Genomic DNA, 13,118 nt, shown 5'->3' with positions numbered 1-13,118 from the left:
GTAACTGGCTCATGTCCTTTCTCACACTGACCAACATTCAGAAATCCTTCGGCCCGGTTCAGGTCGTCAAGAACTTCAACATGAACATCGAGAAGGGTGAGTTCATCTCCTTCCTCGGCCCGTCAGGCTGCGGCAAGACGACTGTTCTGCGCATGATCGCCGGCTTCGAGACACCGACCGGCGGCACGCTGACCATCAACGGCAAGGACCAGAGCGCCCTGAAGCCGAACCAGCGCAATATCGGTATGGTCTTCCAGGCCTATGCATTGTTCCCCAACATGACCGTGCACGACAATGTCGCCTTCGGCCTCAAGGTCGCCGGCGCGCCGAAGCCTGAGATTGACGCCCGCGTCAAGGAAATGCTCGGCCTGATCAAACTCGATCACCTGGCCGACCGCTTCCCCTATCAGCTATCGGGCGGCCAGCAGCAGCGTGTCGCCCTTGCCCGCGCGCTTGCCGTCAAGCCGCAGGTGCTGCTGCTCGACGAGCCGCTCTCCGCGCTCGACGCCAAGATCCGCGTGTCGCTGCGCGAGGAAATCCGCCAGATCCAGCAGCAGCTCGGCATCACCACGGTCTTCGTCACCCACGACCAGGAAGAAGCTCTGTCGATCTCCGACCGCATTGTCGTCATGAATGCCGGCAAGGCTGACCAGATCGGTTCGCCCTTCGAGATCTACAACACGCCGGCGACACGCTTCGTCGCCTCCTTCGTCGGCACGTTGAACCTCATCGAGGCCAAGGTCATCGACCCCGGCGCCAACCGCATCCAGATCGGCGATCAGGGCGTGACGCTCAAGCAGTCGGTCGCCGCCCACAAGGCTGGCGAAACCATTTCGCTGGCGCTGCGTCCGGAAGCCGGTTCCCTCTCTGACAACGTCAAAAGCGATACGGCGCTAACCGGCCAGGTCGTCTCGGCCCACTTCCTGGGATCGGTCATCCGCACCCGTATGAATGTCGGCGGCAACGTCATCTCCTTCGACATGTTCAACAGCCCGGGCATCACCCCGCCGCAGGCCGGCGAAACGGTGACGCTGCGCTTCATGGCGGCCGACCTGCTGATCATCCGCGACTGATTTCGCCGATACCGTTCACGCAAAAGGCGCCGCGAAACGGCGCCTTTTTCATTTCAGGCTGGCCGACACGTCAGCAATCGTGATGCTGTCATCACTGCAAAGCACTTGAACTCTCTCAACGCGATGCCAGAAGGTGAGCAAACCAAATGAGCCGCAGCCCTCCGCTCGGTGTTTTACGAAATGGGATATGTCAATGATTACCTGCCACCTGCGTTATGTGATCGATCCGTACAAGCTTGCCGAATTCGAGGAATATGCCCGGCTCTGGATTCCGATCGTCAACAGGATGGGCGGCACCCATCACGGTTATTTCCTGCCATCCGAAGGCGCCAACAACATTGCCGTTGCCTTGTTTTCCTTCCCGAGCCTTGCCGCCTATGAGGACTATCGCACGCGCATGGCGAGTGATCCGGAATGTCAGGCCGCTTTCGAACTCGACAAACGCAACCGCAGTATCGTCAGCTATGAACGTAGCTTCATGCGGCCCGTGCTTGGCTGATCGAACTCTTGCACGCCAACGGGAAGTGAAAAGCCCCGCAACACGGGGCTTTTTCGTTCTATCATGCCCTCAGCGAATCGCCTGGTCATCGACATCGAAGCGGTGGACACGCGCCTGATCCGGCGTCGCATAGACGATCTCGTCGGGCTCGTACTGATGCTCGCCGAACAGGCGTGCCGTCAGCAGACCGCACTGGTCGGACTCCAGATAGATGATCGTATCGGCGCCGAGATGCTCGACATGCACGACCTTCGCCGCCCAACTCCCCTGCTCACGCGACAGCGTCATGTGTTCGGGCCGCACGCCGATCGTCTTGGCGCTGTGATCGCCGACCTTCTCGGCCGCGATGAAATTCATCTGCGGCGAGCCGATGAAGCCGGCGACGAAGACATTGGCCGGACGGTTGTAAAGCTCCATCGGCGAACCGATCTGTTCGATCGCGCCGGCATTCAACACGACGATCTTGTCGGCAAGCGTCATCGCCTCGACCTGGTCGTGGGTCACATAGATCATCGTTGCCTTCAGGCTGCGGTGCAGCCGGGCGATTTCGAGGCGGGTCTGGACGCGTAGCGCCGCATCGAGGTTCGACAACGGTTCGTCGAACAGGAAGAGTTCCGGTTCGCGCACGATGGCGCGGCCGATCGCGACACGCTGGCGCTGGCCGCCGGAGAGCTCGGCCGGCCGCCGCGCCAGATATGGCTCCAGCGACAGCATGCCGGATGCCTTGCTGACACGCTTTTCGATCTCGTCCTTTGCGGTGCCGGCCTGCTTGAGGCCGAGCCCCATATTGTCCTTGACCGTCAGATGCGGATAGAGCGCGTAGGACTGGAACACCATGGCGATTCCGCGCCTGGCCGGCGGCGTCAGCGTCTCGTCGCGGCCGTTGATGACGACGGCGCCCGACGTGACGTCCTCGAGACCGGCAATGCTGCGCAGCAGCGTCGACTTCCCGCAGCCCGACGGACCGACGAAGATGACGAATTCACCGTCCTTGACTTCGAGGTCGATGCCTTTCAGCACTTCATGCGTGCCGTAGGTCTTGCGGATGGATTTGAGTTGAAGCGATCCCACTGTCTTTCCCTTACAATCTGACCGGCTGGCCGGTACGCACGCTCTCGTCGGCGGCAAGGCAGATGCGCAGCGATGCCACCGCATCCGCCATATGGCGGTCGAGGTTCAGATCCTCGCGGATCGCCCTCAGCATGAAGGCCTGTTCCAGGTCGCAAAGCGCCTGATGGCCGGGCTCGCCGGTCATCCTCATATCCTGGTCGGGCCGGATGAACTTGCCGTCCGCGCCGGTCTCGGCCGTGTGCAGACGGATCACGGAGGTCTTGGTGTGCGTGTCGATATCGTCGGACTTGGCGTTCGGATCCATGACAATGGAAACCGCACCCTTCGGCGACATCACGTCCTTCACGAAGAAGGCGGTCTCCGAGATCATCGGTCCCCAACCGGCTTCGTACCAGCCGACCGAACCGTCCTCGAACAGCACCTGCAGGTGACCGTAATTATACATGTCGGCGGCAATCTCGTCGGACATGCGCAGCCCCATGCCGCGCACCTCGACAGCCCTGGCATCAGTGATCTGGCACATGACGTCGACATAATGCACGCCGCAATCGACGATCGGCGAGGTGGTGCGCATCAGCGACTTGTGCGTCGCCCAGGTCGGGCCGCTGGACTGTTGGTTGAGGTTCATGCGGAAGACGTAAGGCGGGCCGAGCTTGCGCGCCTCCTCGATCAGCTTCATCCAGGAAGGGTGATGGCGAAGGATATAACCGATCACCAGCTTGCGCCCGGCCTTTCCAGCTGCCGCGACGACGCGCTCGGCATCGGCGACGGTGGTCGCCAGCGGCTTTTCAACGAAGACGTCGCAGCCGGCCTCGAAGGCGGCGACGGCATAATCGGCATGGCTGTCGGAATAGGTGTTGATCGAGCAGAGGTCCGGCTTCAGTTCAGTGAGCGCCGTCATGAAGTCGGGATGGATCGTGTAGCCCTGCAGCTCGGGCTCCAGCTTCGGTGTCGAGCGGTTGACGAGACCAACGATCTCGAAGCCTGGATTGTTGTGATAGGCGAGCGCATGGCTGCGGCCCATATTGCCGAGACCGGCAACGAGGACACGGATCGGTTTTACGGTCACTTGACGGCTCCTGACGTGATGCCGCGGATCAACTGCCGCGAGAAGATGACGTAGAGGACGAGGATCGGCAGGATCGCCAGCGACAGCGCCGCCAGCACTGCATTCCAGTTGGTGACGAACTGCCCGATGAAAATCTGCGAGCCGAGCGTGACCGTCTTGGTGGCCTCCGAGGGCGCCAGGATCAGCGGGAACCAGAGATCGTTCCAGATCGGGATCATGGTGAAGACGGCGACCGTCGCCATGGCCGGGCGCACCAGCGGCAGCACCAGCCGGAAGAAGATCGCGTATTCGGAAAGTCCGTCGATGCGCCCGGCGTTCTTGAGGTCATCCGAAACCGTGCGCATGAATTCCGACAGGATGAAAATCGCCAGCGGTATGCCCTGCGCGGTATAGACGAGGATCAGCGCCGTCAGCGTATTGACGAGCCCGGCTGCCACCATGCCCTGCAGGATCGCCACCGTGCCGAGACGGATCGGGATCATGATGCCGATCGCCATATAGAGCCCGAGCAGCGTATTGCCGCGGAAGCGATATTCCGAGAGCGCGAAGGCGGCCATCGCGCCGAAGAGCAGCACCAGCAGGATCGAGACGATCGTGACGATGAAGCTGTTCTGGAAATAGGTGGCGAAATCGCCCTGCCCCAACACCGTCTGGTAGCCGACGAGGCTGAAAGTCGACGGCGTCGGGATCATCAGCGGCTCGCGGAAAATCGAAGCGCGATCCTTGAACGAGTTGACGATGGTCAGAAAGACCGGAAACAGCGCGACCAGCGTATAGGCGCTCAGCGCCAGATGCACGAGGCCGGTGCGGACGGGAGATGTGCGTGCCTTGGACATGCGCGCTCCTCAGAACTGGTAGCGACGCATGCGCCGCTGGATGACGAAGAGATATAGCGAGACGCCGGCGAGGATGATGAGGAACATCACCGTGGCGATCGTCGCGCCCATCGAGCGGTCGCCGAGCTGAAGCTGGAAACCGAAGAAGGTGCGGTAGAGTAAAGTGCCGAGAATGTCGGTCGACATGTCAGGCCCGGCGAGCGCCCCCTGCACGGTGTAGATCAGATCGAAGGCGTTGAAATTGCCGACGAAGGTCAGGATCGAGATGATGCCGATCGCCGGCAGGATGAGCGGCAGCTTGATCTTCCAGAATTGCGCCCAGCCGGTAATGCCGTCGCATTCGGCCGCCTCGATCACCTCTTCAGGGATGCTCAGCAGTGCGGCATAGATCAGCATCATCGGAATGCCGATATATTGCCAGTTGGAGATTAGCGATACCGCGATCAGCGCCGAACCGGACTTACCGAGCCAGGGCGCGAACAGGAATTTCAAGCCGATGAGATCGAGCATCCAGGGCGCCACGCCCCAGATCGGCGAAAGGATGAGCTTCCAGATGAAACCAACGATGACGAAGGACAAGAGCGTCGGCAGGAACATTGCCGTGCGATAGAAGGCGACACCGCGCAGCTTCGGCACCGAAAGCAGGGCGGCAAGCGCCACGCCGATCGGATTCTGCACGCACATGTGGATGGCGAAGAAGATCAGGTTGTTGACGAGCGCATTCCAGAAGTCATGCGCCCAGCGCGGATCGCCGAACAGCACTTTGAAATTCGCCAGTCCGACGAAGGCCGGCTGCCCGTCGACCATATTGTAGAGCGACAACCGGAGCGTTTCGATGAGCGGCAGCACCATGACGGCGGAATAGACGATCAGGGCCGGCAGCATGAAGACGAAAATGTGCCAGCGCACCGGGCGCTTGATCGGGACGATATCGGCCGCGTTGTCGGTTTCGCTCATGGCTTTTGCCTTATTGTTATCGGCTGGCATCGAAGCACAGCGCAGATAGATCCTGGGGCCAGGAATTCGGTTTCATCCACCCGGCAGGGTGCCTCTTCGCTATCGCGAACCGTCATGCCTCCGCGTGACGAAAGACCCCTTCTGGCCTGCCGGCCATCTTTCCCACAAGGGGGAAGAAGACTCGCGGCGCGATCCCCGCCCCACCAGAACCGCAATTGCGGCAGGCTAAGCCCCTCCCCCTTGTGGGGAGGGGTTGGGGAGGGGTTTTGCGGTTACTTGGCCGGTTTGTACCAGCTGTCGAGGCCCTTCTGGAGCTTTTCGGCAGCAACCGCCGGCGTATCCGTGCCATTGATCACATTGGCCGATTCGACCCAGGTCTCGTTTTCGAGGTTCGGCGTGCCGCGCGACAGGATCTGGTAGGTCGAGCGCACGGTCGACTTGTACGGGCCGCGCCAGGAAACGAATTCCTGAGCGAGCGGATCGGACATCTTGACCGGGTTGGAGTTCAGGCTGAAGAAGCCCGGCAGCGCGTTGGCATAGATATCGGCGAACTCCGGCGAAGCGACCCAGCTGAGGAACTTCTTGGCTTCCTCGGCATGCGTGCTCTTGGTGTTCAGAGCGACACCGATATCCGGATGGTCGGAGATGTAGCCCGTGTCGCCGGCCTTCGGAACCGGCGGCGGGAAGGCGCCCATCTTGAACTGAGCCTGGCTGTTGAACAGCGAGATTTCCCACGAGCCGGCCGGATAGATCGCGGCACGGCCGAGTGTGAACAGGTTCTGGCTGTCGGAGTAGGTCTGAGCTTCGAAACCGTCGCCGAGATAGGGCTTCCACTTGGCAAGCTCTTCATAGGGCTTGACCCAGTCGGCGTCGGTCAGCTTCTGCTTGCCGGCGATCAGGGCGGCGCGGCCGTCCTCACCCTTCCAGTAGTTCGGACCGATATTCTGGTAGCCCATGGTAGCGGCTTCCCAGAGGTCCTTCGTGCCCATGGCGAGCGGAATGTAGGTGCCGTCGGCCTTGATCTTGTCGAGCGCTGCGTAGAACTCATCCTGCGTCTTCGGCACCGAGATGCCGAGCTTGTCGAAGGCATCCTTGTTGTAGATGAAGCCATGGATGACCGAAGCCATCGGCACGCAGAAGGTCGACTTGCCGTCGTCCGTGCTCCAGGCGGCCTTGGCGACCGGCGAGAAATTCTCCATGCCAGGCAGGCTGGTGATGTCGACGAGCTGCTTCTTGTTGAAGAGTTCGAGCGAGGCATCGAACGGACGGCAGGTGATGATATCGCCTGCGGAGCCGGCATCGAGCTTGGCGTTCAGCGAGGCGTTGTATTCAGTCGGCGCGGTCGGCGAGAAGACCATCTTGATGCCCGGGTTCTTCGCTTCGAAGGCCGGGATGATCTTTTCCTGCCAGATCTGCAGGTCGTCGTTACGCCAGCTTTCGACCGTCAGCGTAACGTCGGCGGCGTGGACGAGACCCGCTGAACTCAGCAGACTGGAGGCAAGCAGCAAGCTTTTCAGAGCAGTGTTTTTCATTTCCCTCTCCTGTGTTTTAAGCGCCGGAAGGCGCTGTTTTCGATCTGAAACAAGCAATGGCGTGTCTGAGGAAACACCAACGCCCCTTGGAGGACCGCCAGCAATGCCGGTCCCGAAAGCTCGACGGACACGAAGGCGGATCGCCTGCGGCCGGACTGCCCGCCCTTCAACCGGGCGCGGCGAAATGACGATGGGAAAGCCGACGGATCCCTGAATTCACCACGAGCTGACAAGCCGGCAGATCATTCTCTCGATCATCCTCGAAGCGGCTCCGGCTTGGCTTTGCTGCCGGTTTTCGTGGGCTTCGAAGTGCTGTTCCCTTTTGCCAAATTAATGCCAAAAAAATACCAATTGTCCAGCCGAATTTAACTTTTCGACCCGAGAAAATTCGTTAAAAAATTAAATCAAGCAAAATCAATGAGATAAAAAGATTGATTTTCCCTCTCATTCCCACTTGGTAAATGGTATTTTTTTGGTATTGTATTAAAGAACATGGGGAACGGCGTATTCGGAGGCCCGATGACGGAGCTTGCAATCGGCATAGACGGCGGCGGAACGAGCTGCCGGGCCGCAGTCGCGGACAGAAACGGCAATGTCATCGGCCGCGGCAAATCAGGCCCTGCCAACATTCTGTCGGATCTGGAAAACTCTCTTCTCAATATCGTCGAATCCGCCCGGCAAGCGCTACGCGATGCCGGGCTTGCTGCTGAAACCATTTCCTCTGTTGTATCAGTCGTCGGCGTCGCCGGCGCCAATGTCGGCGATTACGGCAGACGAATCGAAACGGCCCTGCCCTTTGCCGAAGGTCGCGTCGTCACCGATGCGCTGATTGCCCTGCAGGGCGCGCTCGGCGATGCCGACGGCGTCGTCGGCGCCTTCGGCACCGGCTCGGTCTATAATACCCGTAGGGACGGCCGGCTGAACGGCATCGGTGGCTGGGGTTTCGTCGTTGGCGACCAGGCAAGCGGCGCCCGCCTCGGCCGCGACCTCATGGAACGATCGCTGCTCGCCCATGACGGGGTGCGACCGGCATCGCCGATCACCGAAATGGTCATGGCCGAATATGGCAACGATCCCGAGCGCATCGTCGAATTCGCGCATTCCGCAAGACCGACGGACTTTGCCCGCTACGCGCCCGTTGTCTTCGAACATGCGGCCAAGGGCGATACTGTTGCGCTCAGTATCGTCACGGATGCCGCGACGGCGATCGGCGAAAGCCTCGAGGCGCTGCTCTGGCCCGAATGCCCGACGATCTGCCTGCTCGGCGGCCTTGCGGGAGCCTACGAGCCCTGGCTTTCGGAGCGTTACAGGTCGCTGCTTGCCAAACCGAAAGGCGATGCCCTGCAGGGGGCGGTGGAACTTGCGGTCAAGCTCCGGAACAGCGAGAGAGGTGTGGCATGAGCGACGACCTCGCCACCATCCTTTCCCTGGAGCGCCTGCAGGCAGGCGGCACCGGTCCGCTCTACGTCAAGCTGCGCCGTATGCTCGAAGAAGCCGTGCGCACCGGCACGCTCGGCCACGGCGATGCGCTGCCGCCGGAACGCGACATCGCCGAATTTGCCGCGGTCAGCCGCGTCACCGTCCGCAAGGCGATCGACGAATTGGTCGCCGACGGCCTGCTGGTGCGCCGCCACGGCTCGGGCACCTTCGTCGCCAAGCCGGTCTCCAAGGTCGAGCAGCGCCTGTCGCAGCTGACCTCCTTCACCGAGGATATGGCGCGCCGCGGCATGTCCTCCCGCTCCGAATGGCTGCACAAGGGCATCCACACCCCCTCGCCCGACGAGATGATGATTCTCGGCCTCGGCACCGACGTAAAAGTTTCGCGCCTCTCCCGCCTACGCATCGCCGACGACCAGCCGCTGGCGATCGAGAATGCCAGCGTCTCTGGCGAATTCCTGCCCGATCCCTCGGCCGTCACCAATTCGCTCTATGCCGAACTCGAACGCCTGCAGGTCCGCCCCGTGCGCGCGGTGCAGCGCATCTCGGCAACCAACATGAAGGAAGCCGACGCCCAGCTTCTCGGCGTCTCGGTCGGTGCGGCCGGCTTGTCGATCGAGCGCATCTCCTATCTCGCCTCCGGCCGCGCCGTCGAATTCACCCGCTCGCTCTATCGCGGCGACGCCTATGATTTCGTCGCGGAACTGACGATCGCTGTGACTTGAACCGCAAAGCCGGCATCATCGGCTCCGGAGAATAATCTCCCTGATTTTCAAAAGCATGGAGCCAGAAAGTGATTCACTTTCCGGCTCCATCGTTTCTTGAATCATTTTATCAGCGGAAGACGCCAAACGGCTGGTTATGCCGCGTCCTCGATCTCCTCATCCGCCTTGCGCGGCACATAGTTCAGCACCGGTCCGAGCCAGCGCTCGACTTCGGAAACCTCCATGCCCTTACGCTTGGCATAGTCTTCCACCTGATCGCGCTCCACCTTGGCGACGCCGAAATAATAGGAGTCGGGGTGGCCGATATAGAGGCCGGAGACCGAGGAACCCGGCCACATCGCATAACTTTCCGTCAGCTTCACGCCGGCCGCTTTTTCAGCGTCGAGCAGCTTGAAGAGCGTTGCCTTTTCGGTGTGGTCAGGCTGGGCGGGATAACCGGGCGCGGGGCGGATGCCGGCATAGGCTTCGGTGATGAGATCCTCTTTGCTGAGCGTCTCGTTCTTGGCATAGCCCCAATATTCTCGACGCACCTGCTCATGCATACGCTCGGCAAAAGCTTCGGCGAAACGGTCGGCCAGCGCCTTGACCAGGATCGAAGAATAATCATCGTTCGCCCGTTCGAAACGCTCGGCAATGGCGATTTCCTCGATGCCGGCCGTCACCACGAAGCCGCCGACATAATCCTGAACCCCGCTTGTGACAGGCGCGACGAAGTCGGAGAGCGCCACGTTTGGCCGCCCGTCCCGCTTCGAAAGCTGCTGGCGCAGGGTATAGAAGGTCTCAAGCTCCTGCTTCCTGCTCTCGTCGGTGAACAACCGGATATCGTCGCCGACGGCGCCGGCCGGCCAGAAGCCGATGACGGCGCGCGGGCGGAACCACTTCTCGTCGATGATCTTCTTGAGCATGGCTTGCGCATCGGTCCAGAGCGCGCGCGCTGCCTCGCCCTGCTTCTCGTCTTCGAGAATGGCGGGGTAACGGCCGCGCAGTTCCCAGGTCTGGAAGAACGGCGTCCAGTCGATATATTTGGCAAGTTCGGCCAGATCGTAATCCTCGAACACCCGCGTGCCGAAGAATTGCGGCTTCACCGGCTGGTAGGCAGACCAGTCGATCTTGTGCGCATTCTCGCGAGCCCGGGGCAACGGCAGGCGCACCTTCTCGGCCTCGCTGCGCGCATGGGCGGCCGCCACCTTGGCATATTCGGCTCTTATATCGTCGACATAGCCCTGGCGGGTCTCCGGCGAGAGCAGCGCCGAGACGACGCCAACAGCGCGGCTGGCATCGGTCACATAGATCGTCTGCCCGTTGTTGTAGCCGGGGTGAATCTTCACGGCCGTATGCACGCGGCTGGTCGTCGCCCCGCCGATCAAGAGCGGGATCTTGAAACCCTGCCGCTCCATCTCGGCCGCAACGTGCACCATCTCGTCGAGCGACGGCGTGATCAGGCCCGAAAGGCCGATGACATCGACCTTCTCGGCGATCGCCGTTTCGAGGATCTTCGTCGCCGGCACCATGACGCCGAGGTCGACGATCTCGTAATTGTTGCAGGCCAGCACGACGCCGACGATGTTCTTGCCGATATCGTGCACGTCGCCCTTGACCGTCGCCATCAGGATCTTGCCGGCCGACTGGCGCTCTTCGCCGCCGTTGAGGCGCTTTTCCTCTTCCATGTAGGGCAGCAGCACGGCGACCGCCTGCTTCATGACACGCGCCGACTTGACCACCTGCGGCAGGAACATCTTGCCCGAACCGAAGAGATCGCCGACGACATTCATGCCGGCCATCAGCGGGCCCTCGATGACATGCAGCGGCCGGGCGGCCTGCTGGCGCGCCTCCTCGGTATCGGCCTCGATATATTCGGTAATGCCGTTGACCAGCGCATGTTCGAGACGCTTCTCGACACTCCATTCGCGCCAGGAGAGATCCTGGACCCGGCCTTCCCGGGCGCCGGCGCCGCGGAAGCGCTCGGCCACTTCGAGCAGCCGTTCGGTGCCGTCGGGGCGGCGGTTCAGCACCACGTCCTCGCAGGTCTCGCGCAGCTCGGGATCGATGTTGTCGTAGACCGCCAGCTGGCCGGCATTGACGATGCCCATGTCCATGCCCGCCTGGATGGCGTGGTAGAGGAACACGGCGTGCATCGCCTCGCGCACCGGCTCGTTGCCGCGGAACGAGAAGGACAGGTTCGAAACGCCGCCGGAAATATGCACCAGCGGCATGCGCTCACGGATCGTCCGCGTCGCCTCGATGAAATCGACGCCGTAATTATTGTGCTCTTCGATGCCGGTCGCGACCGCGAAAATGTTCGGATCGAAGATGATATCCTCGGGCGGGAAGCCGATCTTCTCGGTCAGCAGCTTGTAGGCGCGCGTGCAGATTTCCACCTTGCGCTCATAGCTGTCGGCCTGTCCGGTCTCGTCGAAGGCCATGACGACGACGGCCGCCCCGTAATTGTGCAACAGCCGCGCCTGGGCGAGGAAATTCTCCTCGCCTTCCTTCAGCGAGATCGAGTTGACGATCGGCTTGCCCTGGACGCGCTTCAGGCCGGATTCGATGATCGAGAACTTCGACGAATCGATCATCACGGGCACGCGGGCGATGTCAGGCTCGGCGGCGATCAGGTTGAGGAACTCGACCATCGCCTTTTCGGAATCGATCAGGCCCTCGTCCATGTTGATGTCGATCACCTGCGCGCCGTTCTCGACCTGGTCGCGGGCGACGTCGAGCGCTGCCGTATAATCGGCATTGGTGATCAGCTTGCGGAACTTCGCCGAGCCGGTGACGTTGGTACGCTCGCCGACATTGACGAAGGGAATGTCCTTGGTCAGCTCGAAAGGTTCGAGGCCTGACAGCGACATGAAGGGACGATGCTCGGGGATCGGCCGCGGCTTGTACTTGGCGACGGTCTCGGCGATCGCCCTGATATGTTCCGGCGTCGAACCGCAGCAGCCACCGACGATATTGACGAGGCCTTCGCGGGCGAAGCTGTCGATCTGCGCGGCCATCAGCTCCGGCGTTTCGTCATATTGACCGAATTCGTTCGGCAGGCCGGCATTCGGATATGCGCAGATGAAGGTGTCGGCGACGCCCGAAAGTTCCTGCAGATGCGGGCGCATGGCGTTGGCGCCGAGCGCGCAGTTGAGACCGATCGTAAAGGGATTGGCATGGCGCACCGAGTTCCAGAAGGCCGACGGCGTCTGGCCGGACAGGGTGCGGCCGGACAGATCGGTGATCGTGCCGGAGATCATCACCGGCAGGCGCACGCCCTTGGCCGCGAAGCGCTCCTCGCAGGCGAAGATCGCCGCCTTGGCGTTCAGCGTGTCGAAGATCGTCTCGATGAGGATGATGTCGGCGCCGCCGTCGATCAAGCCGTCGATCTGCTCGCCATAGGCGGAACGCAGATCGTCGAAGGTGACGGCGCGAAAGCCGGGATTGTTGACATCGGGCGAGATCGAGGCGGTGCGGTTGGTCGGGCCGATGGCGCCGGCGACGAAGCGGCGGCGGCCGTCCTCGCGCTCAGCGCGCTGTGCCGCCCGGCGCACGATCTCGGCACCTTCCTTGTTGAGGTCGTAGACCGCACCTTCCATCTCGTAATCGGCCTGCGCGATGCGGGTCGAGGAGAAGGTGTTGGTCTCGAGAATGTCGGCGCCGGCCTTGGCGTATTTGTAATGGATCTCTTCGATCGCGTCCGGCTGGGTCAGGATCAGAAGGTCGTTATTGCCCTTCTGGTGACAGGCGCAGCCGATGAAGCGTGTCCCGCGGAACTGGTCTTCGTCATAGCCGAGCCCCTGGATCTGTGTGCCCATGGCGCCGTCGAGGACAAGGATGCGTTCGCTCGCGGCTTGTTTCAAAGCCGCGAAAACTTCACTGCCGTCACGCTTGCCCGTTTCCGGACCAAAGAGATTGTCAAACACGGGAGGGCTCC

The 13,118-nt window shown here is 61.6% G+C and carries 10 protein-coding genes; 4 read left to right on the top strand and 6 right to left on the bottom strand.

Features of this window, described 5'->3' with window-relative positions; genetic code table 11:
* Window positions 1-11 precede the first annotated feature (11 nt).
* The gene (locus ACMUVN_RS01810; RefSeq protein WP_028755809.1) at window positions 12-1,073 is read left to right on the top strand and encodes an ABC transporter ATP-binding protein; all 1,062 of its coding nucleotides are present in this window, start codon (window positions 12-14) and stop codon (window positions 1,071-1,073) included.
* A gap of 193 nt (window positions 1,074-1,266) precedes the next feature.
* Window positions 1,267-1,572, top strand: a complete 306-nt coding sequence (locus ACMUVN_RS01805) for an NIPSNAP family protein (protein ID WP_012758329.1) — start codon at window positions 1,267-1,269, stop codon at window positions 1,570-1,572.
* 69 nt (window positions 1,573-1,641) lie between these two features.
* Here the strand turns inward: ACMUVN_RS01805 and ACMUVN_RS01800 are convergent, their stop codons facing one another.
* From ACMUVN_RS01800 to ACMUVN_RS01780, 5 genes are all read right to left on the bottom strand, one after another.
* The gene (locus ACMUVN_RS01800) at window positions 1,642-2,643 is read right to left on the bottom strand and encodes an ABC transporter ATP-binding protein (RefSeq protein WP_028755807.1); all 1,002 of its coding nucleotides are present in this window, start codon (window positions 2,641-2,643) and stop codon (window positions 1,642-1,644) included.
* A gap of 10 nt (window positions 2,644-2,653) precedes the next feature.
* Window positions 2,654-3,712: a Gfo/Idh/MocA family protein gene (locus tag ACMUVN_RS01795; RefSeq protein ID WP_414814847.1), complete on the bottom strand. Its 1,059-nt coding sequence runs from the start codon at window positions 3,710-3,712 to the stop codon at window positions 2,654-2,656.
* Window positions 3,709-4,548 (bottom strand): carbohydrate ABC transporter permease, encoded by an 840-nt coding sequence (locus ACMUVN_RS01790; protein WP_414814846.1) that lies wholly within the window; start codon window positions 4,546-4,548, stop codon window positions 3,709-3,711. Before ACMUVN_RS01790 ends, ACMUVN_RS01795 begins: the two co-directional genes overlap by 4 nt.
* A gap of 9 nt (window positions 4,549-4,557) precedes the next feature.
* Complete coding sequence (locus ACMUVN_RS01785) at window positions 4,558-5,505, bottom strand: carbohydrate ABC transporter permease (protein ID WP_414814845.1); 948 nt, start codon at window positions 5,503-5,505, stop codon at window positions 4,558-4,560.
* Window positions 5,506-5,777: 272 nt separating this feature from the next.
* A complete protein-coding gene (locus ACMUVN_RS01780; RefSeq protein ID WP_414814844.1) occupies window positions 5,778-7,037 on the bottom strand; it encodes an ABC transporter substrate-binding protein in 1,260 nt (419 codons plus the stop codon).
* 519 nt (window positions 7,038-7,556) lie between these two features.
* Here ACMUVN_RS01780 and ACMUVN_RS01775 point away from each other — a divergent pair.
* Together ACMUVN_RS01775 and ACMUVN_RS01770 are read left to right on the top strand one after the other, a co-directional pair.
* Window positions 7,557-8,438 (top strand): BadF/BadG/BcrA/BcrD ATPase family protein, encoded by an 882-nt coding sequence (locus ACMUVN_RS01775; protein WP_414814843.1) that lies wholly within the window; start codon window positions 7,557-7,559, stop codon window positions 8,436-8,438.
* Window positions 8,435-9,199 carry a GntR family transcriptional regulator gene (locus tag ACMUVN_RS01770; protein ID WP_414814842.1) on the top strand — a complete coding sequence of 255 codons (765 nt, stop codon included), beginning with the start codon at window positions 8,435-8,437 and terminating at the stop codon, window positions 9,197-9,199. Before ACMUVN_RS01775 ends, ACMUVN_RS01770 begins: the two co-directional genes overlap by 4 nt.
* A gap of 134 nt (window positions 9,200-9,333) precedes the next feature.
* On the opposite strand, the gene metH is transcribed toward ACMUVN_RS01770, so the two are convergent.
* A complete protein-coding gene (gene metH, locus ACMUVN_RS01765; RefSeq protein ID WP_414814841.1) occupies window positions 9,334-13,107 on the bottom strand; it encodes a methionine synthase in 3,774 nt (1,257 codons plus the stop codon).
* Window positions 13,108-13,118 lie beyond the last annotated feature (11 nt).

The sequence above is a fragment of the Rhizobium sp. IY2 genome, from assembly GCF_047532935.1.
GTDB classification, from domain to species: domain Bacteria; phylum Pseudomonadota; class Alphaproteobacteria; order Rhizobiales; family Rhizobiaceae; genus Rhizobium; species Rhizobium anhuiense.
Note: the sequence above shows the minus strand (reverse complement) of the source record. Positions and strands in the feature narration are given on the sequence as shown.

Bases quoted from the DNA above. Each gene is read 5' to 3' on its own strand.
- ACMUVN_RS01810 (WP_028755809.1), top strand. From the start codon at position 12: ATGTCCTTTCTCACACTGACCAACATTCAGAAATCCTTCGGCCCGGTT.
- ACMUVN_RS01805 (WP_012758329.1), top strand. From the start codon at position 1,267: ATGATTACCTGCCACCTGCGTTATGTGATCGATCCGTACAAGCTTGCC.
- ACMUVN_RS01790 (WP_414814846.1), bottom strand. From the start codon at position 4,548: ATGTCCAAGGCACGCACATCTCCCGTCCGCACCGGCCTCGTGCATCTG.
- ACMUVN_RS01785 (WP_414814845.1), bottom strand. From the start codon at position 5,505: ATGAGCGAAACCGACAACGCGGCCGATATCGTCCCGATCAAGCGCCCG.
- ACMUVN_RS01780 (WP_414814844.1), bottom strand. From the start codon at position 7,037: ATGAAAAACACTGCTCTGAAAAGCTTGCTGCTTGCCTCCAGTCTGCTG.
- ACMUVN_RS01775 (WP_414814843.1), top strand. From the start codon at position 7,557: ATGACGGAGCTTGCAATCGGCATAGACGGCGGCGGAACGAGCTGCCGG.
- ACMUVN_RS01770 (WP_414814842.1), top strand. From the start codon at position 8,435: ATGAGCGACGACCTCGCCACCATCCTTTCCCTGGAGCGCCTGCAGGCA.